This window comes from Enhydrobacter sp. (assembly GCF_030246845.1).
Classification (GTDB): domain Bacteria; phylum Pseudomonadota; class Alphaproteobacteria; order Reyranellales; family Reyranellaceae; genus Reyranella.
In genome coordinates this window covers 4,221,497-4,246,340 of the sequence record NZ_CP126889.1, presented here as the reverse complement: position 1 = coordinate 4,246,340, position 24,844 = coordinate 4,221,497, and the positions used below count along the sequence as shown (strand labels likewise).

25 protein-coding genes and 1 pseudogene are annotated in these 24,844 nt (G+C 66.6%); 15 read left to right on the top strand and 11 right to left on the bottom strand.

Features of this window, described 5'->3' with window-relative positions:
* Positions 1-17: 17 nt before the first annotated feature.
* The 8 genes from OJF58_RS21200 (at position 18) to OJF58_RS21165 (ending at position 7,079) form a co-directional block, all read left to right on the top strand.
* Positions 18-2,900: an Rne/Rng family ribonuclease gene (locus tag OJF58_RS21200; protein ID WP_300779740.1), complete on the top strand. Its 2,883-nt coding sequence runs from the start codon at positions 18-20 to the stop codon at positions 2,898-2,900.
* Positions 2,901-3,003: 103 nt separating this feature from the next.
* Complete coding sequence (locus tag OJF58_RS21195) at positions 3,004-3,444, top strand: EamA family transporter (protein WP_300779739.1); 441 nt, start codon at positions 3,004-3,006, stop codon at positions 3,442-3,444.
* A 90-nt stretch (positions 3,445-3,534) separates the two neighbouring features.
* Positions 3,535-3,801 carry a hypothetical protein gene (locus tag OJF58_RS21190; RefSeq protein WP_300779738.1) on the top strand — a complete coding sequence of 89 codons (267 nt, stop codon included), beginning with the start codon at positions 3,535-3,537 and terminating at the stop codon, positions 3,799-3,801.
* Positions 3,802-3,885: 84 nt separating this feature from the next.
* Positions 3,886-4,596, top strand: a complete 711-nt coding sequence (locus OJF58_RS21185) for a GntR family transcriptional regulator (RefSeq protein WP_300779736.1) — start codon at positions 3,886-3,888, stop codon at positions 4,594-4,596.
* A 5-nt stretch (positions 4,597-4,601) separates the two neighbouring features.
* Positions 4,602-5,729: a Zn-dependent alcohol dehydrogenase gene (locus tag OJF58_RS21180; RefSeq protein WP_300779734.1), complete on the top strand. Its 1,128-nt coding sequence runs from the start codon at positions 4,602-4,604 to the stop codon at positions 5,727-5,729.
* A gap of 42 nt (positions 5,730-5,771) precedes the next feature.
* On the top strand, positions 5,772-6,563 hold the full coding sequence (locus OJF58_RS21175) for a sterol desaturase family protein (protein WP_300779733.1): 792 nt from the start codon (positions 5,772-5,774) through the stop codon (positions 6,561-6,563).
* Positions 6,564-6,582: 19 nt separating this feature from the next.
* Entirely contained in the window at positions 6,583-6,786 is a 204-nt protein-coding gene (locus OJF58_RS21170; protein ID WP_300779731.1) for a hypothetical protein, read from the top strand.
* Positions 6,783-7,079 carry a DUF6166 domain-containing protein gene (locus OJF58_RS21165; RefSeq protein ID WP_300779730.1) on the top strand — a complete coding sequence of 99 codons (297 nt, stop codon included), beginning with the start codon at positions 6,783-6,785 and terminating at the stop codon, positions 7,077-7,079. Before OJF58_RS21170 ends, OJF58_RS21165 begins: the two co-directional genes overlap by 4 nt.
* Positions 7,080-7,089: 10 nt before the next feature.
* Here OJF58_RS21165 and OJF58_RS21160 read toward each other — a convergent pair whose 3' ends face one another.
* Both OJF58_RS21160 and OJF58_RS21155 read right to left on the bottom strand, forming a co-directional pair.
* A complete protein-coding gene (locus OJF58_RS21160; protein WP_300779729.1) occupies positions 7,090-8,145 on the bottom strand; it encodes an acyl-CoA dehydrogenase family protein in 1,056 nt (351 codons plus the stop codon).
* A 17-nt stretch (positions 8,146-8,162) separates the two neighbouring features.
* Positions 8,163-9,320: an acyl-CoA dehydrogenase family protein gene (locus OJF58_RS21155; RefSeq protein ID WP_300779728.1), complete on the bottom strand. Its 1,158-nt coding sequence runs from the start codon at positions 9,318-9,320 to the stop codon at positions 8,163-8,165.
* Between the two features lie 77 nt (positions 9,321-9,397).
* On the opposite strand from OJF58_RS21155, the gene OJF58_RS21150 reads away from it, so the two are divergent.
* Entirely contained in the window at positions 9,398-9,877 is a 480-nt protein-coding gene (locus tag OJF58_RS21150) for a nuclear transport factor 2 family protein (protein WP_300779726.1), read from the top strand.
* Here the strand turns inward: OJF58_RS21150 and OJF58_RS21145 are convergent.
* The 3 genes from OJF58_RS21145 to OJF58_RS21135 are packed head-to-tail and all read right to left on the bottom strand — an operon-like array spanning position 9,874 to position 13,252.
* Positions 9,874-10,875, bottom strand: a complete 1,002-nt coding sequence (locus OJF58_RS21145; RefSeq protein WP_300779725.1) for a DUF3298 domain-containing protein — start codon at positions 10,873-10,875, stop codon at positions 9,874-9,876. The genes OJF58_RS21150 and OJF58_RS21145 overlap by 4 nt on opposite strands.
* Entirely contained in the window at positions 10,872-12,023 is a 1,152-nt protein-coding gene (locus OJF58_RS21140; RefSeq protein WP_300779724.1) for a pyridoxal phosphate-dependent aminotransferase, read from the bottom strand. The genes OJF58_RS21145 and OJF58_RS21140 overlap by 4 nt, the downstream gene beginning before the upstream one ends.
* Before the next feature lie 5 nt (positions 12,024-12,028).
* The gene (locus OJF58_RS21135; protein WP_300779723.1) at positions 12,029-13,252 is read right to left on the bottom strand and encodes a gamma-glutamyltransferase; all 1,224 of its coding nucleotides are present in this window, start codon (positions 13,250-13,252) and stop codon (positions 12,029-12,031) included.
* 139 nt (positions 13,253-13,391) lie between these two features.
* Here OJF58_RS21135 and OJF58_RS21130 point away from each other — a divergent pair, with 139 nt between their 5' ends.
* On the top strand, positions 13,392-14,762 hold the full coding sequence (locus tag OJF58_RS21130; protein WP_300779721.1) for a M48 family metalloprotease: 1,371 nt from the start codon (positions 13,392-13,394) through the stop codon (positions 14,760-14,762).
* A gap of 37 nt (positions 14,763-14,799) precedes the next feature.
* Positions 14,800-15,576 carry a DsbA family protein gene (locus OJF58_RS21125; protein WP_300779720.1) on the top strand — a complete coding sequence of 259 codons (777 nt, stop codon included), beginning with the start codon at positions 14,800-14,802 and terminating at the stop codon, positions 15,574-15,576.
* A 28-nt stretch (positions 15,577-15,604) separates the two neighbouring features.
* Here OJF58_RS21125 and OJF58_RS21120 read toward each other — a convergent pair.
* From OJF58_RS21120 to hppD, 6 genes and pseudogenes are all read right to left on the bottom strand, one after another.
* Positions 15,605-16,446 (bottom strand): annotated as a pseudogene (locus OJF58_RS21120) (IS5 family transposase).
* 87 nt (positions 16,447-16,533) lie between these two features.
* The gene (locus OJF58_RS21115) at positions 16,534-18,009 is read right to left on the bottom strand and encodes a hypothetical protein (RefSeq protein WP_300779719.1); all 1,476 of its coding nucleotides are present in this window, start codon (positions 18,007-18,009) and stop codon (positions 16,534-16,536) included.
* Entirely contained in the window at positions 18,006-18,650 is a 645-nt protein-coding gene (gene maiA / locus OJF58_RS21110; protein ID WP_300779718.1) for a maleylacetoacetate isomerase, read from the bottom strand. The genes OJF58_RS21115 and maiA overlap by 4 nt, the downstream gene beginning before the upstream one ends.
* Positions 18,651-18,679: 29 nt before the next feature.
* Complete coding sequence (locus tag OJF58_RS21105; RefSeq protein WP_300779716.1) at positions 18,680-19,672, bottom strand: fumarylacetoacetate hydrolase family protein; 993 nt, start codon at positions 19,670-19,672, stop codon at positions 18,680-18,682.
* Between the two features lie 11 nt (positions 19,673-19,683).
* The gene (locus OJF58_RS21100; protein ID WP_300779715.1) at positions 19,684-20,832 is read right to left on the bottom strand and encodes a homogentisate 1,2-dioxygenase; all 1,149 of its coding nucleotides are present in this window, start codon (positions 20,830-20,832) and stop codon (positions 19,684-19,686) included.
* A 16-nt stretch (positions 20,833-20,848) separates the two neighbouring features.
* Positions 20,849-21,931 (bottom strand): 4-hydroxyphenylpyruvate dioxygenase, encoded by a 1,083-nt coding sequence (gene hppD / locus OJF58_RS21095; protein ID WP_300779714.1) that lies wholly within the window; start codon positions 21,929-21,931, stop codon positions 20,849-20,851.
* Positions 21,932-21,983: 52 nt separating this feature from the next.
* Between hppD and OJF58_RS21090 the strand changes: the two genes are divergently transcribed.
* The 4 genes from OJF58_RS21090 to accC all read left to right on the top strand — a co-directional run bounded on the left by OJF58_RS21090 (position 21,984) and on the right by accC (position 24,843).
* A complete protein-coding gene (locus OJF58_RS21090; RefSeq protein WP_300779713.1) occupies positions 21,984-22,445 on the top strand; it encodes a MarR family transcriptional regulator in 462 nt (153 codons plus the stop codon).
* A 77-nt stretch (positions 22,446-22,522) separates the two neighbouring features.
* A complete protein-coding gene (aroQ, locus tag OJF58_RS21085) occupies positions 22,523-22,993 on the top strand; it encodes a type II 3-dehydroquinate dehydratase (protein WP_300779712.1) in 471 nt (156 codons plus the stop codon).
* Positions 22,994-23,013: 20 nt separating this feature from the next.
* Positions 23,014-23,484 (top strand): acetyl-CoA carboxylase biotin carboxyl carrier protein, encoded by a 471-nt coding sequence (gene accB / locus OJF58_RS21080; RefSeq protein ID WP_300779711.1) that lies wholly within the window; start codon positions 23,014-23,016, stop codon positions 23,482-23,484.
* A gap of 15 nt (positions 23,485-23,499) precedes the next feature.
* Positions 23,500-24,843, top strand: coding sequence for an acetyl-CoA carboxylase biotin carboxylase subunit (accC, locus tag OJF58_RS21075; RefSeq protein WP_300779709.1), 1,344 nt, complete (start codon positions 23,500-23,502; stop codon positions 24,841-24,843).
* Position 24,844 lies beyond the last annotated feature (1 nt).

Here is a 24,844-nt window from a genome sequence, read left to right as displayed (position 1 = left end):
GCCTCGGGAGCGAGCCCATGGCAAGGCGAATGCTCATTGATGCCAGCCACCCCGAGGAAACGCGGGTGGTCGTCGTCGACGGAACGCGTCTGGAAGAATTCGATTTCGAGACCGCATCGCGCAAGCCTCTCAAAGGCAACATCTATCTCGCCAAGGTGATCCGCATCGAGCCGTCGCTGCAGGCGGCGTTCGTGGAATATGGCGGCAACCGCCACGGCTTCCTCGCCTTCTCGGAAATCCACCCCGACTACTATCAGATCCCTATCGCCGATCGCGAACGTTTGATCGCCGAGCAGCAGCGCCTGCACGAGGAGGCCGAGCAGGAGCAGGAGCAGGAGCCGCCTTCCAACAAGGTCGACCGGACCGACATCGAGGAGGTCCGCGCCGAGCGTGCCGAGGCAGTCGCCGCGGCCGAGGGCCTGCCCCTCGAAGTGCCGCTTGCCGAGGGCGAGAGCGACGGCAACGGCAACGGCGCGGAGGAATCCGATCCGATCGCCGTTTCTTCCGAGGCGCCCGATGGCGATGCGCCCGTCGTCGACCCGGAACCTGCGTCGATGGTCGAGCCGCCGCCGTTCGAGGCACCCGGCGAGCCGCCGCCGTTCGAGGCACCCGGCGAGCCGGTGCCGGTCGATGTCCTCGAGAGCGCGCAACCGGCGGCCGTCGCGGTCGACCGCGTCGCCGGGCCGACCGAGGAGCCTTCGGCCGAAGGGTCAGCCGAAGTGCCGGTCGAGGCAGCCGAACCGTCGGCGGCAGTCCATCCCGAAGGCGCGACCGAGGCGCCGGTGACCGATCCTGCCGAAGCGCCGCAGCCCGAGATCACCGTCGAGACGCTGGGTGGCGACGACGTGGCCGGCGAGGAGCGCGAGACGCGCGAGCGCCGCCGCCGCCATCCCGTCCGCACCTACAAGATCCAGGAGGTGATCAAGCGCCGCCAGATCCTGCTGGTTCAGGTCGTGAAGGAGGAACGCGGCAACAAGGGCGCGGCGCTCACCACCTACCTCTCGCTGGCCGGCCGCTACTGCGTGCTGATGCCCAATGCCGGGCGCGGCGGCGGCATCTCGCGCAAGATCTCCAATCCCAACGACCGCAAGCGCATGAAGGAGATGCTGGCGCAGCTCGACGTGCCGCAGGGCATGGGCGTGATCCTGCGCACCGCGGGCCTGGAGCGCTCCAACCTCGACATCAAGCGTGACTACGAATATCTGTCGCGACTCTGGGACTCGATCCGCGAGCTCACCATGCGGTCGACGGCGCCGGCGTTGATCTACGAGGAAGGCGATCTCATCAAGCGCTCGCTGCGCGACGTCTACGACACCGATATCGCCCAGGTGCTGGTCGAAGGCGAGGCCGGCTTCCAGGCGGCGTCCGAGTTCATGCGCCAGCTCGTGCCGCACCAGGCGAACAAGGTCGAGCTGTACGACGAGCCGATCCCCCTCTTCCACCGCTATCAGGTCGAAAGCCAGTTCGACGCCATGCACTCGCCGGTGGTGCAGTTGCGCAGCGGCGGTTACATCGTCATCAACCCGACCGAGGCGCTGGTCGCCATCGACGTCAACTCCGGCCGCTCCACCAAGGAGCGCAACATCGAGGAGACGGCGCTGCGCACCAACATCGAGGCGGCCGAGGAAGTGGCCCGCCAGGTGCGCCTGCGCGACCTCGCCGGCCTGATCGTCATCGACTTCATCGACATGGAGGAGACGCGCCACCAGCGCCAGGTCGAGCACAAGGTCAAGGAGGCGATGCGCGCCGATCGCGCGCGCATCCAGATCGGCCGTATCTCGGCCTTCGGTCTGCTGGAGATGTCGCGCCAGCGGCTGCGGCCCTCGCTGCTCGAGCATTCGACCGAGATCTGTCCGCATTGCGCCGGCACGGGTCGCGTTCGCTCGATCGAGTCGGCGGCGCTGCACGCGCTGCGCGCCATCGAGGAGGAAGGCGTGCGCCGGCGCGCCAGCGAGATCGTGGTCAGCGTGCCGCCCAATGTGGCGCTCTACCTCCTCAACCAGAAGCGCCACACGCTGTCGGAGATCGAGAAGCGATACGGCTTCGACGTCACCGTCGAGGCGGACGAGGAGATGCACGCCGCCGACTGCGAGATCGAGCGTGTGCGCACGCGCCGCGCCGACGATCAGCGGCCGGCGCCGGAGCTTGCGCGCGCCAGCTACGACGCCGTCGAAGGCGAGACGACCGCCGAGGGCGAAGGCGACGAGGCGTCAGCCGAACGCGCCGGCGAGGAAGAAGGCGAAGGCCGCAGCCGGCGACGCCGGCGGCGTCGCCGCCGCGGCGGGCGGCGCGACGAGTCGGATCATGCCGCAAGCGAGGCCGAGGGCGAGCATGCCGGGGCCGGCAACGGTGCCGAACGGCAAGCCGACGCGGGCGAAAGCTCCCTGCCCGAAGAAGGCGGGGCCGAAGGCGAGGAGAACCGCGTCACGGCGTCCGAAGAGCATGCCGAGGGCGAGCATGCGGAGGGCGAGCATGCCGACGGCGAGCGGCGACGGCGGCGTGGCCGTCGCGGCGGACGACGCCGGCGGCGCGAGAATGGCGACGGCGATGCGGCCGATCATACGGGCGAGCAGCGGATGGACACCGATGCGTCGCCCACGGACCAGCCTGCCACACCGTTGACGCCCATGAACGGCCAGCCGGTGGAACAGATGGCGGGCGGCCACATGCCCGTGGAGCAACCGGTTTACGACTCTCCGGCCGCGCTGGCCGACAGCATCGCGCCGGCAGCCGCGCCGTCGATCGCGCCGCCGCCGGAGCCGGTCGTCGCGGCAGCGCCGCAGCCGGTGCCGGTGCAGGCCGAGCCTTCGACCGAGCCGCCACCCCCGTCGGTCGTAGTCCCGACGATCTCGGCCGACACGCCACCGGCGAATCCCAAGCGCGGCTGGTGGCGACGCTGACGGCAACGTCGCACCCCATGTCGTCCGGACGCAGTGGGAGACCTTTTGCAACATCGCCGGCGTTGCGGGCGGTGTTCGGGATGAAAGCGCTCCAGGAGGCTTCATGCAGTCGGGACTCCTCGCCGGTTGGCTACCGTGGGCGCTCCTGTCTGCGGCTTTCGCCGCCCTCACCGCGATCTTCGCCAAGGTGGGCGTCGAGGATATCAACTCCGACTTCGCGACGCTGATCCGCACGCTGGTCATTCTGGGCGTCGTGGCCGTGCTGGTCGCCGCGACCGGCCAGTGGCAGGCGCCGAACTCGGTTTCCACGCGCACCTATACGTTCCTTGTCCTGTCCGGCCTCGCGACGGGCGCGTCGTGGCTCTGCTACTTCCGGGCCCTCAAGCTCGGGGATGCTGCGCGCGTGGCACCGATCGACAAGCTCAGCATCGTCCTCGTGGCCGTGTCCGGCGTCGTCTTCCTCGGCGAGAAGCTTGCCGCTCTCAACTGGCTCGGCGTCGCCCTGATTGCCGCCGGTGCGCTCCTGATCGCGTACAAAAGTTGAAAAGCAAACCATATCGCTCCCAATAAAAGTTATTTGTTTATGCATGGTTATGTGATATTCTTCATTTAATAAGTGAGGTGGGGAGAGGTTATGGGTGTCGTCTCTTTCCTGAAATCGAGGCTGGGCCGGCCGCCCGAACTGTCGACAGGCTGCGTTTTCACCTTCGGTGCGCCCGCACCAGAGCAGGACCTGTGGCGGGTTTGCCAGATCCAGCCCTATGTCGGCATTCCCCACGCCCGGATCGAGCAACTGGCGACCGGCATCACCAAGACGATCGCGGTGTCTGCCCTGATCGGCGACCGGACCTTCAAGGTCGTCCGCCCAAACGGCATGGAAAGCGCACGGACAACTCACTAGAGCCGTAACCGGACTCGCGCGCGGCGGGTTGGCGCTGGCCGGCCACCGCTGATATATCAGTGACATACAACGCGAGTGTCACTGTTGGAACAGATCCGGATCGCCAGACCGAAGTCCGCAAGGCGCAGCGCACGGCGCGCGACCCCTTCTCTCGAATCACAGGAAAGCTCCCTCACCGAACGCGCCTGGCGCGCGCTCGAGGAGGAGATCGTCACCTTGCGAATCCCGCCCGGCAGCGTCGTGAGCGAAGCGGGCCTCAGCGCCCGTCTCGGCTTCGGACGCACCCCGGTGCGTGAGGCGCTACAGCGGCTGGCGAGCGAAGGGCTGGTCCAGATCCTGCCCCGCCGCGGCGTCATCGTGACCGACATCGATGTGGCGGCGCAGTTGCGGTTGCTGGAAGTGCGCCGCGAGATCGAGCGGCTGCTCGCGCGCTCCGCCGCCCAGCGCAGCCCGCCAGAGGTCCGCAACCGCTTCGACTCCATCGCCGAGGTGATGGAGCAAGCGGCCGAACGCCAGGATGACATGGCCTTCATGCGTCTCGACCGCGCTTTCAACCTGCTGCTGCTCGAGGCGGCGGCCAACGAATTCGCCACGGCGGCGATGCGGATCATCAACGGCCTCGCCCGGCGCTTTTGGTACGTCCATTACAAGCAGGTGGCCGACATGCCGCTCGCCGCCCGGCTCCATGCCGCTGTCGCGCGCGCCGTGGCCGCCGGCGATCCCGATGCCGCCGCCGTCGCCTCCGACCGGCTCATCGACTACATCCAGGATTTCTCGCGCAAATCGATCGGATGAGCATCATGCAGTTCCGTGCCGCCGTTCTGCGCGCGCCACGCACGCCGCTTGCGATCGAGACGATCGAAGCCGTCGACCTGCAGCCCGACGATGTACTGGTGCGCATCGCCGCCGCCGGCCTCTGCCATACCGATCTCGAGGTGATCGAGGGGCAGCTCGCCTACCCCATGCCGATCGTGCTCGGCCACGAGACCGCGGGCGTCATCGAGGAGATCGGCAGCGCGGTGGCTCCGGGACGATGCGGCGAGCGCGTCGTGCTCTCCTGGAACCCGCACTGCGGCCACTGCTTCCATTGCGAGCGCGGCCAGCCGATCCTGTGCGAAACCTATGTCGGGCACGGCCCGCAAGCAGTCCAGTTCGACGGCACGACGCGTCTCAGGCTGGGGGGCGCGCCGCTGCGCACCATGTTCTATATCGCGGGCTTCGCCGAATACGCCATCGTCACCGATGCCTGCGCCATCGCCTTGCCGGCCGACATGCCGCTCGATCGCGCCTGCCTGATCGGCTGCGGAGTGATGACGGGCGTGGGCGCCGCGATCAATGTCGCGAAACTCGGTTACGGCGATACCGTCATGGTGATCGGCTGCGGCGCGGTCGGTCTCTCGGCGGTGCAAGGCGCGCGCCTCGCCGGCGCGACCACCATCCTTGCCGTCGACCGCAATCGCGAGCGGCTGGCGCTCGCGCAGCAGGTCGGCGCCACTCATGCGGCCACGGTCCCCGACGACGATGCGTTGGCGCTCGCCGGCAAGCTGACGAGCGGCCGTGGAGTCGACTGCGTGCTCGAGTCGGCGGGCAACGGGGCCGCCTTCCGCCTTTCCGCCGAAGCCTGCCGCGCCGGCGGCCAGATCGTATGGCTCGGCAAGGCCGGTGTGAACGACGACGTCGCCTTCCGCTGGGGCTCGCTGATGGGCGAGAAGCGGATCGTGCGCAGCAGCTATGGCGGCGCGCGTCCGGCCCGCGATTTCCCTCGTCTTGCAAGGGCTTACCTCGACGGCAAGCTGCAGCTCGACCCCTATGTGACGCGCCGCCTCCGCCTCGAGGAGATCAACCGCGGGTTCGACGACCTGAAGGCCGGCCGCGGCATCCGATCGGTGATCCAATTCAGCAGGAGATCGGCCTCTTTGACCTCGTGACATGCAGCTGATATATCAGATGCACACCCGGAGGAAACGACCATGGAACTGGCTTCGAGCCCGATGTCCGACCGACAGAGGCAGTATCGCGCCAACTACCGCCAGCGCGTGTCGGGCTGGTACAATGGTCATCTCCATATCGCGATCATCTATGTCATCGGCTTCACGGCGCTTTACATCTACGTCGCGAATCTCCACCGCGTGACGCCGCTCGAGTGGCTCATCGTGCCGCTCACCTTCCTGTTCTGCAACTTCTTCGAATGGTGGCTGCATCGCTACGTGATGCATCGCCCGTCGCAGAACGCAGTGTTCCGCGCGGTCTACAATCGCCATACGCTGATGCATCACCAGTTCTTCACCGACCGGGAGATGCGCTTCGCCGACCATCTCGACTATCGCGTGACCTTCTTCCCGCCCTATGCGCTCGCCACCTTCACCTTGATGTCCATTCCGGGCGCCATCGTGCTGGGGCAGCTGTTCGGCGCCAATGTCGGCTGGCTTTTCATCGCCACCACGACGTCGGTCTATCTGATCTACGAATTCATGCATTTCTGCTGCCATGTCGACGAGAATGCGTTCGTGCGGCACATGCCGTTCGTCAACACGCTGCGTCGGCATCACGTCGCCCATCATGCGCAGTCGATCATGATGGAGCGGAACATGAACCTCACCTTCCCCATCATGGACTGGGCGTTCGGCACCTCCGACCTCGACCGCGGCCTGATCGGCACCCTGTTCAACGGCTACGACACGAGGTACGTGAAAACCGACATGCGCAAGACCGCGCGCACACCGCGCCCGCAAGAGACCGCCAAGCTGCGACCTGCGCAGTGAGGCAGGAGGAGGACGCGCCATGCCCTTCCGGGTCAAATTCCCGCTCACCCTGACGGTCGCGCTCGTCGCGGTCGCCGGCTGGTTCTACATGGGCCATCTCGGCCAGACCGGCCCGCAATGGGCGGTCGCCTTTCTCGGGCCGTTCACGGTGATCTCGCTCTGGATCTTTCCCGAGGTCGTGCGCCATCCGTCCGACGCGAAGGCCGGGAAAAAGGCGTCATGAAGACCTACACCGGCGATCGCACGATCGACGGCATCCAGGTGCTGGTCGACGGCAAGCCGCTCGATCCGCGCACCGACCTCAAGACATTGTCGAGGAACGGCTTCGAATGGAGCTACGAGGGCCCCGAGCCCGCGCAGCTCGCTTTCGCTCTCCTGGTCGACCACCTCGGCGACCCGCGGCGCGCCGAGACCCTGCATCAGGCTTTCATGCGCGAGATCGTCGCCAATTTCGACAACAGCTGGGAGCTCAGCTCCGCCGATATCGACGCCGGTCTCGCCGCGCTCGGCGATTGAGGTCTGGAACTTATGCCGCGAACCTGCTGGCACTCAGCGCCGGCCACAAGGCCCGCGGGCCAGCCTTGGCGTAAGCCGAGCCGATCTTCTCGCCCCACAAGGTCTCGCTGCCGAAATCGCGCCGCCACACCCAGAGCCGTCGCGTGTAGTGATGCAGGATGTGCTCATGGGTGAAGCCCATGGCGCCCATCGACTGGTGCGCAATGGCGGCGACGCGCTGGGCGAAGTCCGAGGCCTGGCACTTGGCCGCCGCGATCGAGAAGCTGCCGCCTTCCGCCAGGCCGCTCTCGTCGGCATCGCGGGCTGCGGTCTCGGCCGAGGCGACAATGGCGGCGACATAGCTCGCAAGCTCGGCCAGCATCTGCTGGATCGCCTGGAAGGTCGAGATCGGCCGGCCGAACTGGACGCGCTGCTTGCAGTATTCGACGACGGTGGCCAGCACCTTGTCGGCGGCGCCTGCCATTTGCATCGCGCGCATCAGCGCGGCGAGCTCGTAGGCGCGGTCGGCGCCGACAGGCGAGGCGCCGACGAATTCGCAGGCGGCATTCTCGAAGCTCACCGTGCCGTAGGGCTCGCCGGCATGGCTCGGCGTGTCGGTGACCGTCGCATTGCCCGCCGGGATGATCGCGACCTTCGGTCCGTCCGCCGCCGGCACGACCGTGACGAACCGCTGGGCGACCGACGCGAACGGAACACGCCCGACCGTGCCGCTCAGACGGTTGCCGGCGAGCGCCAAGGTGCCGAGCGCCAGCGTGCCGGGCCCTGCGGCTGGCGTCGCTCCGGCCACCGAGACCAGCAGGTTCGCCAGCGCCGTCTCGGCGAGCGGGACCGGGACCGCATGCGCGCCGGCAAGGCGCAGCACCGCCAGCATGTCGGCCAGCGTACCGCCCGTACCGCCTCTGTCGTCGTCGACAGCGATCAGCGGCAGGCCCATCTCCTCGATCTCCTTCCAGAGATCGACCGGCCAGACGCCTTTCTCCACGCCGTTCACGACGTCGCGGCCGCAGCGGTTGGTGAAGAAGCGATCGGCGGTCTCGAGCAGCATATCGCGCGTTTCACGATCCATCGTCGTCATCTCCTTTCTCACCGCAATCCCAGACCACGGGCGACAATGCCGCGCAGGACCTGGGTCGTACCGCCCTGGATGGTGTAGCTCGGCGCCATGATGGTGGCGTACTGCGCGATATCGAGGAAGTCGGCCATGTCCTCCTCGGTGGTGGCATCCGACTCGGCGAGGGTGCGCGCCACCTCGGGCAGGTCCTGCTGGTAGATCGTGCCGAGATCCTTGACGAGCGCCGCCTCGATGGCGGGCGACTTTCCGCCCTGCATCATGCCCGCGACCGCAACCGACATCTGCCGCAGGGTCCAGAGACGGGCGACCAGCCGGCCGAGAACGGACGCCACCCGGCGCGCGGGCTGGCGGCCCAGCACCCGCACCAGCTCGCGCAGGACATAGAAATTCTGCAGAAAGCGCTCCGGGCCGGACCGTTCGAAGGCAAGCTCGCTCGTCACCTGCAGCCAGCCGTCGCCCTCGTTGCCGATCAGGCAGCTCTCCGGGATGAAGGCGTCACTGAACGTCACCTCGTTCCAGTCGTGCCGGCCGGCGAGATTGATGATCGGCCGGATGGTGACGCCGGGCGTCTTGAGATCGACCAGGATCTGGCTCAGCCCCTTGTGGCGGTCGCCATGCTGGCCGGAGGTGCGCACCAGTGCGATGCAGTAGTGATTGCGGTGCGCGCCCGAAGTCCAGACCTTGGTGCCGTTGACGCGGAAACCGCCGGGCACCGGCTCGGCACGCGTGCGCACCGAGGCGAGATCCGAACCCGAGTCGGGCTCGCTCATGCCGATGCTGAAGAAGCATTCGCCCCTGGTGATGCGTGGCAGGATCGCCTGGCGCTGCTCTTCGCTGCCGAAGCGCAGCAGCAGCGGGCCGGACTGCCGGTCGGCGACCCAGTGCGAGCCGGCCGGCGCACTGTTGCCCAGCAGCTCCTCGGTGACAACGTAGCGATCGAGAAAACTCTTCTCCGATCCGCCGTACTTCTTCGGCCAGGTGATGCCGATCCAGCCCTTCTTGCCCATCTCGCGGCTGAACTCCGGCGAGGGCGTGTTCCAGCTCGCGAACCGGTCCTCGGTCTTGATCCGGGGCAGCGTCTCCTCGAGGAAGGTGCGCACCTCCTCGCGCAGCATTTCGGCCTCGCTGGGCAGATGGAACGGCGGGAATTCGAGCTTGGGAATGGACATCGTCGTTCTCGACAGTTGGACGGCTCCTCTCTGTCGGCTAAAGCTACGGCGCGCAACCACGGAGTTTCGGAGATCGAATGCCGCGCCGCTCGCCCCGCCTGCCGCTGCTCCTGGCGGAATTCGACGACGAGGAGCGCGAGGCGGTCCTGGCCGCCAATCGCGCCTTCTACCGCGCCTTCAACGATCGCGACCACGACGCGATGGATCTGCTGTGGGCACCGACCGGGGCGATGGTCTGCCTGCATCCCGGGCAGGCGCCGTTGCTCGACCGGGCGGCAATCATGGCGAGCTGGCGCGCCATCATGCGCCATCCGGAGTCGCCGCGCGTGCGCTGCACCGACGAATGGATCGTGGGCCGCAGCGGTCTCGCCCTGGTCGTCTGTCGCGAGATCCTGGCCAACGGCCAGCTCATGGCGACCAACAGCTTCGTTCGCCTGAACGACAGGTGGCACATCCTCGGCCACCACTCCGCTCCCGTCCCCGCCGTCGAGGAGCGTCGGCAGGCAACGGCCGCGTCGGCCGCCCCGCCGCTGCGCGACCGCCGCAAGCTCCACTAGCGAAGGCTGCCGAGCGGCCCTTCGGCGGCCAGAAGCGGCTTCAGGGTCGCGTAGGGGATGTCGACGGTGAACGGGCCGGACACGTATGGTCCAACGACATAGGCGTCGAAGATCAGCTCGAGCTTGTCGCGCCGGTAGTAGTAGTGATCCGCCTCGTGCAGGAGCTTGGCGAGCTTGTCCGGCGTGATCGCATCCTCGAAGCCCGGCTTGCCGGCGTCGAACTGCTTCTTGAGATCGTCGTGCACCAACGGCACGAGCACCTTGAGCCAGCCGTCGCCCCTGGCGAAGACGGCGCTGGGCGGGACGGCCCGCCCGCTGCGCAGGTCGACAAGATAGGCGGTGGTTCCGCTCATGCCGTGCGCACCGCCGGTATAGCCGTAGAACCTGATCGCCACGGCGACGGCATCGGCCGACGGCCGCTGCAGTGTGAAGTACTGATCGTAGGTCCAGGTCTGCTCGAACGATGCATCGGCTCCGGCATGACGATCGGGGATCGCCTCGTCGCCCGCCTTGCGGGCGAGATCGGCGAGATGGCGGTTGAATGCCGAAAAGTCCGCCGTCGTGCCGTCGAACCGCGGCCAGGCGGCGTCGATGGCGTAGCCGACCTTGCCGACCTTCCCTTCCTTGAAGAGCGTCTGCCCGCTGATGAAGGGATAGGTCTCCTGGCCGAACGCCTGGAGGTTCTCCAGGCGCGCCGCGTAGCGCTGCCCGAGACAGCGCGCGATCTCTTCGGCACCGCCGGTGCAGGCCTTGTCGCGCGAGGCGATCCAGTGCGCCTGATCTTTCATCAAGTGGTCCTTTGCAGCGCCGGTCAGCTTCGCGGCAAGGGCGCCGTATGCCCCGGCCATCGCCCGGTCGGCCCTGGCCAGTTCCGGCCGGCCGCAGATCGTCTTCTCGATCGCCGTCGACGCCTTCGAGCAGTCGAAGCTCGGACCGGTCTGCGCCCAGGCCGGCGTGACGACGATCGTTGCCAGCAGCGCCACGATTGCGATCCTCATTTCATCCTCCAGGCCTTCAGACGACGCACGGCCTCCTCCATTTCCGGCGTCGAGCCGGCGAAGGAGATGCGCAGGGTTCCGGCCCCCCGCAGCCGATCGAAATCCACGCCCGGCGTCGTCGCGACACCGGCCTCCTGCAGCATGCGCTTGCAGAAGTCGCGGCTGTCGTTGGTGAGATGCGAGATGTCGGCATAGAGATAGAACGCCCCCTGGGCCGGCGTCAGCCGGTCGAGGCCCGCCGCCGGCAGGCCGGCCAGCAGCAGGTCGCGATTGGCGCGATAGCGACGGACATGGCCGTCGAGCTCGTCGCGGCAATCGAAGGCGGCGATCGCCGCGTGCTGGCTGAGCGTCGGCACGGAGATGAAGAAGTTCTGCGACAGACGCTCGATCGGCCGCACCAGCTCCGGCGGCACGACCAGCCAGCCGACGCGCCAACCGGTCATCGAGAAATACTTGGAGAAGCTGTTGACCACGATCGCCTGCTCCGACACCTCCGCAGCGGAGACTGCCTCGCCCTCGTAGACGATGCCGTGATAGATCTCATCAGAGATCAGTCGCACGCCGCGTCGCTCGCACCATTCGGCGATGGCCGCGAGCTCGCGGCGCGTCACCATCGTGCCCGTGGGGTTGGAGGGACTCGCCACGATCAGGCCGACGATCGGCCCCGCCTTTTCGAGCGCCTCGACGGTCGGCTGGAATCGGTCGGCGGCCGAGGTCGGCAGGTCGACCGCTTCGAGATCGAGTGCGGCCAGGATATTGCGATAGGCGGGATAGCCTGGTGCGGCCAGCGCCACGCGGTCGCCAGCGTCGAAGCTTGCAAGAAAGGCGAGCGGGAAGCCGCCCGACGAGCCGGTGGTGACGATCACGCGTTCGGGCGAAACCTCGCAGCCATAGGTATCGCGATAGTGTCGCGCGATTCGTTCGCGCAACGCCGGCAGGCCGAGCGCCGCGACATAGCCGATGCGATCGCTGTCGAGCGCGGCGTGCGCCGCGATCAACGCCTCCTTGGGCGCCGGCGTGCTGGGCTGGCCCACCTCGAGATGGATGACGGTGTCGCCGGCTGCCTCCTTCTCGGCCGCCGCCGCCATGACATCCATGACGATGAACGGATCGACGGCGCCCGAACGACGCGATGCGGAGCGTGACATGGGCGTCACTGCGCTGTCGCGATCAGCGCGGCGCCCAACCCGGCCGGGTCCGCTCCGGCCTGGCACGTCGCGCCGCCGCTTCGGATGCCGTTGGGGCAGGCGAGGGCGTTCACGTAGCCGCCTCGGCCCGCGTTCCTGGCCAGCGCACTCAGCACAGGAAGTCCGCCCTCGACGGCAGCCCGGGCGATGGCGCCGGTGACATAGCTCGCGGTCGGCAGGCCGCCGCCCGCGCCGGCGAACTTGAACTCGCCGTTGTTGGGGTTGCCGATCACGACCGGGCTCACGGCCGTGCTGTCCGCGGTCGGCGCTCCCAGCAGCATGCCTGTCCCTGGCGCCATCAGGCCGGTGCCAAAGAGGCGCCCCATCGACAAGCTGCAGGCCGTCGCATTGCCTTTTTCATCCACGGCGGCGAGGCCGGAGAAGCCGCCCGAATCGGTCGGCGTCGCGGCAGCCGGCGCGGGCTCGCCCTTCCAGCCGGCCAGCGCACTCGCACCGGCCATCGGCGGCGGAGCGGCATAGACGCGATAGCCGCCGTCGCTTTCGGACGGCGGCGTCACCGCCTTTGGCACGGCATTGCGCAAGGCTTCGACCGGAAGGCTGCCGCCAAGCTGCGCAATCTGATCGGACAGGCGTCTGGCGAAGTTGCCCTGGAAGAAGTCGACGCCGTTGCCGCGCCGGATCGCGACCAGAGTGGTGGCGAGATCGGATTGAACGAGACGATCGCCTTGGCCGAGCGGGGTGCCATTGCGGGCAAAGACGCGCCGCGCATCGTCGTTCAGGGACGCAGCACCCGCTGCCAGGTCACGCGCGAGGGCGCGCGAGACCGGAACGCCCAGGCTCGCCATTTTCTCGCTGGGCGCAAGGTCGAGCTCCCAACGCGCCTGGCCGTGGCGGATCTGCATGAGGGCCATCGCCCGCACGGCATTGGGCACGGTGAACGATACGCCGTTGATCGGCCCGGGGGCGGCAACGGGCGCGAAAACGAAGGCTTCCGCCGCCCTCGTCTTGGCATCGTGCACGATGCAGACGCCGGACGCGCCGAGGCCCGCCGCGGAGGGCAGGGTAACGGCCATGGCGAAATACATCGCGACTGCGGCATCGGTCGCGTTGCCGCCTTCCTGCAGGATGGTCCGACCCGCCTCGGCCGCCTGTCCCTCGTCCGCCGACACGGCAGCGAACTTCTCGGTGCGTCCGAAGATGTTGCTGTAGCCTGCCTTCGGCGGCGCCATGCCCGCCGGATTGAGCGCGTTCTGTCGATCTGTCTCATTTCCGCCACAAGCCGACAGCAAAAGCAGCGCGCACAGCGCCAGGCTGCGCAATTGACGACTTGATCCCGTGTTCCTAGCCTGCGCGCAACGCGTGCCGCCCGTGCTTAGACGCATCATCACCCTCTTCTCTCTCGCGCTGTTCGCGCTGGCGCCGTTTCGTGCCGCGAGTGCGCAGCAAGGTCAACGCCTCAATCTCGTCCGCGACGCCGAGATCGAGAACACAATTCGCACGTTCCTGACGCCGATCTGGCGCGTCGCCGGACTCGATCCGGAGGCGGTGCAGATCATGATCGTCCAGGACAACAGCCTCAATGCATTCGTCGCCGGTGGGCAAAGGATCTTCATCAACACCGGCTTGCTGATGCGCACCGAAACGCCCAATCAACTGATCGGCGTGCTGGCGCACGAAACCGGTCATATCGCGGGCGGCCATCTCGCGCGCCAGCAGGAGGAACTGCGCCGGCTGAGCACGCTGCAGATTCTCGAGATGCTGCTGGGCGGCGCCGCCATGGCCGGCGGTGCGGCCGCCGGCGGCGGCATGGGTCGCGGCGGACCGACCGGCCCGGGCGGCACGCCGATCCCCGGCACGCTCTATTCCTATCTGCAGTACTCGCAGGCGCAGGAGGCCGCCGCCGACCAGGCCGCCATCACCTATCTCGAGCGCACCCACCAATCGCCCAAGGGGACGGCACAGTTCCTGCGCATCCTGGAGCATCAGGAGCGCCTGCAGATCGGCCGACGCGACCCCTATCTGACCGACCATCCACTCACGCCGGAGCGCATCGCGACCTTCGACCGGGCAACCGCGCGCTCGCCCTACGCCAACGTCCCAGACTCGCCGCAGTTCGTCGAGATGCACGCGCGGATGGTCGCGAAGCTCTATGGCTTCACCGCGCCCAACGCAGCCTTGCAGCGCTACCACGAGGGCGACCGCGCGGTTCCAGCACGCTACGCCCGCGCCATCGCGCTCTATCGCACCGGCGCACTGGGATCGGCGCTGCTCACCATCGACGGACTACTCAAGGAACATCCCAACGATCCGTATTTCCACGAGCTCAAGGGGCAGATGCTGTACGAGAACGGGCACGTCGCCGAGTCGGTGCCTGCCTATCGCAAGGCCGTCCAGCTCCTGCCCGGCGCCGGCATCCTGAAGGTCGAGCTCGCGACCGCGCTGCTCGGAACGAACAATGCGGCGAACGACCAGGAGGCCGTCCGCAACCTCGAAGTCGCCCGACAAAGCGAAGGCGACAGCTTCGAGTTCTGGCGACTGATGTCGATCGGCTATGCGCGGCTCAATAATCACGGCATGACCTCGCTGGCCCGGGCGGAAATGGCCATCCGCCGCGGACAGCCGACCGAGGCGCAGGCGCTTGCCGACAGCGCTGTCCGCCAATTGAAGCCGGGCACGCCCGCCTGGCAGCGTGCACAGGACATCAAGGCCTACATCGACTCGCGACCGAGCCGACGTTGAGCGGCGTCGATCCCCTCCCCTCCTCCAGGAGCATCCAATGCGTCTCCCTCTCCTCCTTCTTTGCGCCATCCTGATCGCGGTCGGCGGGCTCGTCGCCGGCCACGCGACGGCACCCGTTGCCGTCACCGCCTCTTCGCCCGCCGTCGCGGACAAAGGCAACGCCAGCCGATCAGACCTCGACCGCAGCATCCACGACTACCTCGTGACCCATCCGGAGGTCCTCGTCGAGGCCATGCAGGCTCTCGAGCGCAAGCAGAATGTCGAGCGCGACTCGGCCGTCCAGAAGGCCATCCAGGAACATCGCAAGGAGCTGACGAGCGATCCGGACAGCCCGATCTCCGGCAATCCCAACGGTGACGTCACCATCGTCGAGTTCAGCGACTACCAGTGCCCCTACTGCAAGCGCTCCTTCCCGGCCGTCAAATCGGTCGTCGCGGCGGACGGCAAGGTCAAGCTCGTCCACAAGGATCTGCCCATCTTGGGAGAAGCGTCGCGCATGGCCGCCCTGGCTGCGCTCGCCTCGCGCAACCAGCACAAGCACGAAGCCTTTCACGACGCGTTGATGTCGTTCAACGGCAAGCTCGACCTCGACCGGATCCTGCAGATCGCCACGTCCGTCGGCATCGATGTGGCCCGGCTCCAGAAGGACATGGAAGATCCGAAGCTGGACGACATCCTCAAGCGCAACCAGGCCCTCGCCCAGGCACTCGATGTGCGCGGCACGCCGGCGTTCGTGATCGGCAACCAGTTCGTGCCGGGTGCGGTCGACGCCGACACGCTGAAGCAACTGATCGCCGAGGCCCGCAAGGGCTAGTCTAAGAGCCGATCCGAGAAGTTGTGATTCAGGAACAATGTATTGGCCTGGTCAAGCGCCTGAGCATGAGTCGGATCATGGCAAGGCGAATGAAGGCGACGACGGTGCAGGCGTAGCGTTCGAAGTCACGAGCGAGCCTGCGGTTGCGAGAGATCCAGGCGAAGGTTCGCTCGACGATCCATCGCTTGGGCAGAACGCTGAAGTTGTGCGCCTCGGTGCGCTTGACGATTTCGATCTGCCAGGAGCCGATATCGGCAACGACTTGGGCGACGCGTGGCCCTTGATAACCGGCATCAGCGAAGAGTTTGAGGATCGAGGGAAAGCGGCGTCTTGCGTTGCGCAGCAGCCGGCGGACGCCGTCGCGATCCTGCACATTGGCGCGATGGACGACGACGTTCAGCAACAGGCCGAGCGTATCGACGACGATATGTCGCTTGCGACCGGTCACCTTCTTGCCCGCGTCGTAGCCTTGCGGATCGATCGAGGCCCCCCTTTTTGCGCCGCTTTGGCGCTCTGACTGTCGAGGATTGCTACTGTCGGCTCGGGCTTGCGTCCCGCCGCCTCGCGCACCTGGACATACAGGGCCTGATGCAGGCGCAGCAGAGTCCGATCCGAGCGCCAGAGCGCAAAATAGTCGTACACCGTGCTCTTGGGCGGCAGGTCTTTGGGCAAGGCGTCCCACTGGCAACCGGTCGACAGCAGATAGAACACGGCGTTCAGCACTTCCCGCATATTGACGTCGCGCGGCCGCCCGCCACGGCGGGCGGGGGGAATCAGCGGCGCCACCAGTGCCCATTCCGCATCCGTCAAATCGCTGGGGTAGCGCAGCGCCTTGCGCTCATGAGCCCGACGATGCTCTGTCGTCCACATCTGGCACCTGTCTCAAACCACAGAGTGCCGAACAATGAATCACAACAGATTCTTCCGACTCAAGTTCTTTCCGGATAGGCTCTAAGTCTAGCGCGAAAGCGTCGCCGAGAGTCCCAGCAGGTGCACGAGATCGGGGCCGGCGATGCTCAGCCGGCTTGCCGCAGCGAGGCCGAGCGGCGGATCGGGCCTGGCAGCGAGGGTAAGCGTGCCGCCCTCCTCGACGAAGCGGGCAACCGTATCGAGGAGCTTTGTCATATCCTGGGTGATAAGGATATCGGGTGGTTGATAGGTGCGGATGTCGTGCGCCAGATTGGCACGCGCAACCGCCGATGACTGGTTCGTCGCCGCCGCCAGGGCGCGCACGGATCGATCGATCATCCCCCTGTCGAACAGCACCAGTCTGGCCGACGCGAGCGCAATCGAGGATTGCGGCAGGGCAACCATGGTGCCGTTGTCGACCGCGCGCCAGAAGGTCTCATCTGCACCCGTAAGCTCGGCGGACAAGGTCATTTCGCCCAGATCGGCAGCGGAAAGGGTGCATTGCCGTATGGCAAGCTCCCCCTTCGAACGCCGCTCGACACCGGCGCAGTCGAGGCCGAGCTTGAGCTCCGAAAGCCCCATGGCCTGCAGCAGGATGCCAAGCCGCGCACCGGTCGGATTCGCGGCCGGACGCAGGGCGAGATCCTCGACGCGCAGCCGCGATCGACTGGCGCCGACCTCCTCGCGCACCGTTTCGAGGGAAATGCTTTCGAGCGAGACGCCGTTGCTCGACAGCAAGGTGCCGCCGAAGCCGGTCGCGCTGGCCGAGCCGATATCGACACGGCCGAGAGAACTATCGGGATACCGTGCATTCTTCTCGATCTGGGAGAGAATGCGCCCCAGTCCGATCTCCTTCATCCGTATGTCGTCGACCTTGAGGGACGCCTCCGCAGCGCCCTTGGGCGTCGCCTCGATATCGGCGATGGCAAGCGCACCGATATGGCCGCGATCCACCCGATGGATGGCGGCGCTGCGCACGAAGACGGCATCGCCGGTCGCGGCAAGCGTATGGCTCGCGTTCCGTGCCTCGGCATGCTGCAAGCTGAGCGCTCCGGCGATGCGCGCGGCCAGGATCTCCGGATGACGGGGCCCCGCGATATCTGCGTCGTAGGCGGCCAGATCGAGGCCGTCGATCACCAGAGAGCCGACGGTCCAGGTCGCGCCGGTCGAGGGATTGGCGATATGGAGGTCGGCCAGCTCGAGATGGTCGGCGCGCAGCGGATCGCCGAGCCTGAAGTTGGCGAGCGGCGTGCGGCCGGCCAGCAAGTCTCCGAGCGACTCGGCCATACCGCGCAACTCCCAACGCCGAACCGCCAGGTCACCCAAGGCGTGCGACCGGAAATCGCTCAACACGACGCTGCGGTCGATGAGCCCGACCTCGACGGCGCCCACCGAGGCCTGGCCGTCACGCTCGATCTCGGCCTTGATCCGGCCTGCCGCGTATCGTTCCGCCACCGGCACGCCCGCCACGCCAAGACCGACGAGCGCGGCCACGGCGAGGACCGCGACGAGACTCTTCTTCACGGCTCGGCGTCGGGCTGCTTCGAAGGTTGAGCGGCCTCGAAGGCCGGCTGCTTCATGCAGTTGTCGAAGATCCGCTTCAAGGTCGGGTATCTGGCCATATCGACCTTGAAGCGGCCGGCATTGAAGATCTGGGGCACCAGGCAAAGATCCGCCATCGTCGGCCGATCGCCATGACTGAAGGCACCGGTACGGCGATCGTTCGCTACCATGGCCTCGTAGACTTCGAAGCCGGTCTCGATCCAGTGGCGCGACCAGGCGAAGGCAGCCTCCTCGGACTGCCCGTATGTCTGCCGTAGATAAGCCATCACGCGCAGGTTCTGGATGGGATGGATGTCCGCCGTCGGGATCAGCGCAAGCGACCGCACCCTCGCCCGGCCCACCGGATCGTTGGGCAGAAGCGGTGGCTCGGGGCGCGTCTCCTCCAGATACTCGAGAATCGCCAGCGACTGTGTCAGCACCTCGCCCGTATCGAGCACCAGCGCCGGCACCAGCTTCTGGGGATTGATTGCCGCATAGTCGGGGGCGCGCTGCTCGCCCTTGCGCAGATGGCGAAAGGCATGCTCGACGGCGATCCCCTTGAGGTTGAGGGCGATTCGCACGCGAAACGCGGCCGACGACCGAAAATACCCGATGAGCTTCATGGAGCCTCCCGCTGATACCTTAGCATGGCCTACGCGGGCGGCGTGTAGCGGACCACCTTCTGATCGATGGCGCCGAAAATCGATTGGCCAGCGCGGTCGAGCATCTCGATGCGGATGCGGTCGCCGAACTTCATGAAAGGCGTGTTGGGCTTGCCGGTATCGATCGTCTCGCGCACGCGCCGCTCGGCGATGCAGGAGCAGCCGGCCGACGGATCCCGGTTGGCGACCGTGCCCGAGCCGATCACCGTCCCCGCCTCGAGATGCCGGCTCCGGGCGGCGTGGGCGATCAACTGACCGAAATCGAAGGTGAGATCGGTGGCCGCGTTGGGATGGCCGAACTCCTTGCCGTTGAGGATCGAGATCAAAGGCAGATCGAGCTTCGCCCCATCCCAGGCATCGCCCAGCTCGTCGGGCGTCACCGCCACCGGCGCGAAGGCCGTGGCTGGCTTGCCGTGGAAGAAGCCGAAACCCTTGGCAAGTTCCGTCACGATCACGTTGCGCAACGAGACGTCGTTCAGGATGGTCACGAGCTTGATGTGCCGGCGCGCCGCCGTGGCCGGCGTGCCCATCGGCACATCGTCGACGATGACCCCGATCTCCCCCTCGAAATCGATGCCCCAGGCCTCGTCCTCCAGCTCGATTTCGTCGTTCGGACCGATGAAGGAGTCGGAGCCGCCCTGGTACATCAGCGGGTCGGTCCAGAAGGAGGGTGGCATCTCGACACCGCGCGCCTTGCGCACCAGCTCGACATGGACCACGTAGGCCGAGCCGTCCGCCCACTGGTAGGCCCTGGGCAGCGGCGCGGCGAGTGCCGCGGTGTCGAGATCGAAGGCCCCGGGCGCCTTGTCGGCATGCAATTGTTCCGACAGCTTGGCGAGCTGCGGCGCCAAGACGGCCCAATCCTCGATTGCCTTCTGCAGGGTAGGCACGACGCTGGTCGCGCGGACGGCGCGCGTGAGCGTCCGGTTGACGACGATCAGCGTGCCGTCGCGGCCGCCTTGCTTCAGCGTTCCGAGCTTCATCGCGGGCCGGCCTACTCCGCTGCCTGCTTGAGGTCGGCCGGCCGCCAGGAAGACACGTAGTCCTCGAACTCGACACCGGCCGGCATCGCGGCGATGTCGACCGCATCGCGCGTGTCGACCATCACCGCCACTTCGTCCGTCTCGGTCTTGCCGCCCTTGGTGGCCGCGTCGAACGCCTTGGGGTGCGGTCCGTGGGTGAAGCCCGACGGATGGACGGTCATCATGCCAGGATGGATGTTGTCGCGGCTGAAGAAGCTTCCCTTGTGATAGAAGATAATCTCGTCGAAGTCGTCGTTGTTGTGGAAGAACGGCAGCCTCAGCGCCTCGGGATCGCTCTCGAGCGGCCGCGGCACGAAAGTGCAGACGACGAACCGGCCGGTCACGAAGGTCGTATGCGCCGACGGCGGCAGATGGGCGCGATGGCTCATCAGCGGGCGGAGGTCGCGCCAGTTGATGCGCACCACGCTGAGATCGCCGTGCCAGCCGACGGCATCCAGCGGATTGAACGGGAAAGTGACCGACGAAACCGCGTTGCGCCGCTTCACGGATACGGTCCAACGCCGCTCGTCCTGTTGCGCCTTGAAGGCGTCGTCGATATGCGGCGTGTCGAGCATCGCCGGATCGAAGATCGCATGGCGGCCGACCAGCCCCTTCTCGGGCAGCGTGAAATGATCGTTCGTGGCCTCGATCATGAGCGAGGTTGTGGGCTTGCCGGGCGCGAGGCGCCACATCGTGCCGCGCGGGATCACGATATAGTCGCCGTCGCGATATTCGAGATGGCCATAGTCGCAGAAGAGCTCGCCCGCCCCCTCATGCACGAAAAGAAGCTGGTCGCCGTCGCTGTTGCGGGCGAGCGCCGTCATCGCGTCGTCGAGCTTCCAGATCCGCATCTGCAGATGCGAATTGCCCATCACCAGCTCGGCCTGCCACGGATCGGCATGCACCTTGACGAGCTTGTTCATATCGAGCGCCCGCGGCCGGATCGGCCCCTCGAAGGCGATCCAATCGGTCGGCTTGTGTCTGTGGTGGAACTGGGCCGACGGCCCGAAGAACCCCTCCTTGCTGATCTCGCGCTCGTAGGTGCCCTCGGGCAGACGCACGTGAGCCTGGCGCGACGCCGTTCCTTCGACCTGGCGAAGCGGAATCCAGTTCCTGGCCATGAGTTCCTCCTCTGTCCTACGCCTTGAGCACGCCTCGGCGGATCTGATCGAGCTCGATCGACTCGAACAGCGCCCGGAAGTTTCCTTCGCCGAACCCTTCGTTGCCGCGGCGCTGGATGATCTCGAAAAAGATCGGCCCGATCACCGTCTGGGTGAAGATCTGCAGCAAGAGCCCGCCACCTTGGGTGGGCGCGCCGTCGATCAGGATGCGGTCGGCCGCGAGCCGGTCCAGATCCTCGCCGTGTCCGGGCAGGCGCTGGTCCACCTGCTCGTAGTAGGTGTCGGGAACGGTCTGGAACGGCACGCCCTTGTCCCTGAGCGCCTCGACCGTGCGGTAGATGTCGCCGGTGCCGAGCGCGATGTGCTGGATGCCCTCGCCGTGATAGGCCGAGAGATACTCCTGGATCTGCGACTTGTCGTCTGTGCTCTCGTTGATCGGGATGCGGATCTTGCCGCACGGGCTGGTCATCGCCCGGGACTTCAGGCCCGTGAGCTTGCCCTCGATGTCGAAGTAGCGGATCTCGCGGAAATTGAAGAGCCGTTCGTAGAACTCCGCCCACTCGTCCATCCGGCCGCGATGCACATTGTGGGTCAGGTGATCGATATAGGTGATGCCGACGCCCGCCGGGCCGGGCTCGACGCCAGGCAGGAACTCGAAGTCGACATCGTAGATGCTGCCCTTCGGTCCGTAGCGGTCGACCAGGTAGATCAGCGAATCGCCGATCCCCTTGATGGCCGGAATGTTGAGCTCCATCGGCCCCACCTTGTTCTCGACGCCCCAGGCGCCGAGCCCAAGGGCGCGTTTGTAGGCGCGGGCCGCGTTCTTCACCCGAAAGGCGATCGCGCAGACACTGGGGCCGTGAACCCGGGCGAAGCCCTGCGCGAAGCTCTCCTTCTCGCCGTTCACGATGAAGTTCACGTCGCCCTGTCGGAACAGCGACACGTCCTTCGAGCGATGCCGGGCGACGCGCACGAAGCCCATGCTCTCGAACAGGCGGCCGAGCGCCTCCGGATCGGGCGCGGTGTACTCGACGAATTCGAATCCGTCCGTTCCCATCGGATTGACGGGATCGGTCTCGAGATCGGTGATGCCTGTCATGCCGTCCTCCCGAATTTGACCGAACGAACAATTAGTTTCATATGTAACTATTATGACGAACCGACCGCAAGCCCTGGAGCTGGAAAATTTCCTGCCCTACCGGCTCTCCGTCCTGGCGCAGCTCGTGAGCGAATCGCTGCACGATCTCTACGTCGGGCCGTTCGGGCTCACCGTGACGCAGTGGCGGGTGATGGCGGCGCTGGGCCGCTTCGCCCCCCTCACTGCATCCGATGTGGGGCAGCGCATCGTCATGGACAAGGTGGCCGTGAGCCGGGCGGTCGCGGGCCTCATGAAGCGGCGACTGGTCGAACGGGCGACCGACCGCAACGACCGCCGGCGCGCCTCCCTCGAGCTCTCGGCCCGCGGCCGCGCCATGCACGCCCGCATCGTGCCCATCGCGCTTGCCTATGAAAAGCGTCTCTACGAAGCGCTCACCGATGACGAGCGGCGGCAGTTCGAGTCGCTGGCCGGGCGCCTGTTCGCCCACGCCCAGGCCCTGCGCATCGCGTCATAACTGTCCCCGACCGGCATTCTTGTGGCCGAGTCCCGCCATGCTATAAACCCGCGTCTTGTAAGGATGGGGAGGCAAGTTTGGCGGCCAGGGCCGCCCGACGTCCGCCGGCGGCGAAACCCGTGCTGGTGCTCAACGGGCCCAATCTCAACATGCTGGGCAAGCGGCAGCCGCAGATCTACGGCCGCGAGACCTTGGCGGACGTGGAGAAGACGTGCCGGGCCGAGGCCGCACGCCTCGGGCTGGAGGTGGAGTTCGCCCAGAGCAATCACGAGGGCGTCCTGGTCGACCTCATTCAGGCGGCGCGCGAAAAGAACAGCGGCATCGTGATCAATGCCGGCGCCTACAGCCATACGTCGGTGGCCCTGCTGGACGCCCTGAACGCCGCCGAGGTACCGGCCATCGAGGTGCATATCTCGAACATCTACAAGCGTGAAAGCTTTCGCCACCGCTCGTATATAAGTCCCGCCGCCGTGGGCGTGATCGCCGGCCTGGGCAGCCAGGGCTACCTCCTCGCCCTGCAGGCGCTGGCGCGTCTGCTCGGCCGCTGAAATCTTCAGGAGCCTCCTTCATGGCCAAGTTCGAGATGGATACCGAGTTCGTCCGCAAGCTCGCGGAGATCCTGGAGGAAACCCATCTCGGGGAGATCGAGTTGGCCGACGGCGAGCGGCGGATCCGAGTAGCGCGACCCCAGGTCACTATGGCCGCCGCCGCGCCGGTGGCTTTCGCCGCTGCTCCTGCGGCATTACCGGGCGGCGCGTCGGCCGGACCGTCGTCGCTCGGCAACGGCGCGGATCTGGGCGCCCATCCGGGCGCCGTGAAGTCGCCCATGGTCGGCACCGCCTATCTGGCTCCAGAGCCGGACAAGCCGGTCTTCGTCAATGTCGGCGACAAGGTCGCGGCGGGGCAGACGCTCCTGATCATCGAAGCGATGAAGACCTTCAATCCGATCAAGGCGCCCAAGGCCGGTACGGTGAGCCAGATCCTGATCGAGAACGCACAGCCGGTGGAGTTCGGACAGGCGCTGATGATCGTCGAATAGCGGCTCTCGGTCACAATGTTCGAAAAGGTCCTGATCGCCAATCGCGGCGAGATCGCGCTCCGCATCCATCGCGCCTGCCGCGAAATGGGGATCCAGACCGTCGCCGTCCATTCCACCGCCGACAGCGACGCCATGCATGTCCGGCTGGCGGACCAGTCGGTCTGCATCGGCCCTCCACCGGCTCGCGACAGCTATCTCAACATCCCGGCTATCCTCTCCGCCGCGACGATCACCGACGTCGACGCCATTCATCCCGGCTACGGGTTTCTGTCGGAGAATGCGCGTTTCGCGGAAGCGGTCGAGGCGAGCGGCTTCACCTTCATCGGACCGACACCCGAGCACATCACCATGATGGGCGACAAGATCGTCGCCAAGCAGACCGCACAGGAACTCGGCCTGCCGCTGGTGCCGGGTTCGCCCGGCCCGGTCGGATCGCTCGAAGAGATCGTGGCACTGGGTGACAAGATCGGCTGGCCGGTGCTGATCAAGGCCGTGGCCGGCGGCGGCGGCCGCGGCATGAAAGTTGTCGAGAACGCCGACGCAGCGGCGGAAGCCTATGCGCTCGCCAGGGCCGAAGCCAAGGCAGCCTTCAGCAACGACTCTGTTTATGTGGAGAAATATCTCGGCCGTCCCCGCCATATCGAGATCCAGGTGCTGGGCGACGGCCAGGGGAATGGCATTCACCTCGGCGAGCGCGACTGCTCGCTGCAGCGCCGCCATCAGAAGGTGCTGGAGGAGGCGCCTTCGCCCGCGCTCAATCCCGAGCAGCGCAGTCGCATCGGCGAGCTTGCCGCCGCCGCGGTGCGCAGGCTCAAGTATCGCGGCGCGGGCACGATGGAATTCCTGTTCCAGGACGGCGAATTCTACTTCATCGAGATGAATACCCGCCTGCAGGTCGAGCATCCGATCACCGAGGCGGTGACCGGCATCGACCTAGTACGCGAGCAGATCCGGATCGCCGACGGCGCCCCGCTCGGGCTCGAGCAGGGCGACATCACGATCCAGGGCCATGCCATCGAGTGTCGCGTCAATGCCGAGAATCCCGAGACCTTCGTGCCCTGCCCCGGCCGCGTCGCCGACTACCACCCGCCTGGCGGGCTCGGCGTGCGCGTCGATTCGGGTCTTTACGCAGGCTACATCATGCCACCCTACTACGATTCGATGGTGGCCAAGCTGATCGTGAGCGGGCCGACACGCAACGAATGCCTGATGCGCCTGCGCCGGTCGCTCGAGGAATTCGTGATCGGCGGCATCGAAACGACGATCCCGCTGCACCAGCGCATCATCGGCCAACAGCAATTCGTCAATGGCGACTACGACATCCACTGGCTGGAGAAGCTGGTAGGCCTCAAGAAATAGC

Bases quoted from the DNA above. Each gene is read 5' to 3' on its own strand.
- OJF58_RS21200 (WP_300779740.1), top strand. From the start codon at position 18: ATGGCAAGGCGAATGCTCATTGATGCCAGCCACCCCGAGGAAACGCGG.
- OJF58_RS21195 (WP_300779739.1), top strand. From the start codon at position 3,004: ATGCAGTCGGGACTCCTCGCCGGTTGGCTACCGTGGGCGCTCCTGTCT.
- OJF58_RS21190 (WP_300779738.1), top strand. From the start codon at position 3,535: ATGGGTGTCGTCTCTTTCCTGAAATCGAGGCTGGGCCGGCCGCCCGAA.
- OJF58_RS21180 (WP_300779734.1), top strand. From the start codon at position 4,602: ATGCAGTTCCGTGCCGCCGTTCTGCGCGCGCCACGCACGCCGCTTGCG.
- OJF58_RS21175 (WP_300779733.1), top strand. From the start codon at position 5,772: ATGGAACTGGCTTCGAGCCCGATGTCCGACCGACAGAGGCAGTATCGC.
- OJF58_RS21170 (WP_300779731.1), top strand. From the start codon at position 6,583: ATGCCCTTCCGGGTCAAATTCCCGCTCACCCTGACGGTCGCGCTCGTC.
- OJF58_RS21165 (WP_300779730.1), top strand. From the start codon at position 6,783: ATGAAGACCTACACCGGCGATCGCACGATCGACGGCATCCAGGTGCTG.
- OJF58_RS21160 (WP_300779729.1), bottom strand. From the start codon at position 8,145: ATGGATCGTGAAACGCGCGATATGCTGCTCGAGACCGCCGATCGCTTC.
- OJF58_RS21155 (WP_300779728.1), bottom strand. From the start codon at position 9,320: ATGTCCATTCCCAAGCTCGAATTCCCGCCGTTCCATCTGCCCAGCGAG.
- OJF58_RS21150 (WP_300779726.1), top strand. From the start codon at position 9,398: ATGCCGCGCCGCTCGCCCCGCCTGCCGCTGCTCCTGGCGGAATTCGAC.
- OJF58_RS21145 (WP_300779725.1), bottom strand. From the start codon at position 10,875: ATGAGGATCGCAATCGTGGCGCTGCTGGCAACGATCGTCGTCACGCCG.
- OJF58_RS21140 (WP_300779724.1), bottom strand. From the start codon at position 12,023: ATGTCACGCTCCGCATCGCGTCGTTCGGGCGCCGTCGATCCGTTCATC.
- OJF58_RS21135 (WP_300779723.1), bottom strand. From the start codon at position 13,252: ATGGCGCCGCCGAAGGCAGGCTACAGCAACATCTTCGGACGCACCGAG.
- OJF58_RS21125 (WP_300779720.1), top strand. From the start codon at position 14,800: ATGCGTCTCCCTCTCCTCCTTCTTTGCGCCATCCTGATCGCGGTCGGC.
- maiA (WP_300779718.1), bottom strand. From the start codon at position 18,650: ATGAAGCTCATCGGGTATTTTCGGTCGTCGGCCGCGTTTCGCGTGCGA.
- OJF58_RS21105 (WP_300779716.1), bottom strand. From the start codon at position 19,672: ATGAAGCTCGGAACGCTGAAGCAAGGCGGCCGCGACGGCACGCTGATC.
- OJF58_RS21100 (WP_300779715.1), bottom strand. From the start codon at position 20,832: ATGGCCAGGAACTGGATTCCGCTTCGCCAGGTCGAAGGAACGGCGTCG.
- hppD (WP_300779714.1), bottom strand. From the start codon at position 21,931: ATGACAGGCATCACCGATCTCGAGACCGATCCCGTCAATCCGATGGGA.
- OJF58_RS21090 (WP_300779713.1), top strand. From the start codon at position 21,984: ATGACGAACCGACCGCAAGCCCTGGAGCTGGAAAATTTCCTGCCCTAC.
- accB (WP_300779711.1), top strand. From the start codon at position 23,014: ATGGCCAAGTTCGAGATGGATACCGAGTTCGTCCGCAAGCTCGCGGAG.
- accC (WP_300779709.1), top strand. From the start codon at position 23,500: ATGTTCGAAAAGGTCCTGATCGCCAATCGCGGCGAGATCGCGCTCCGC.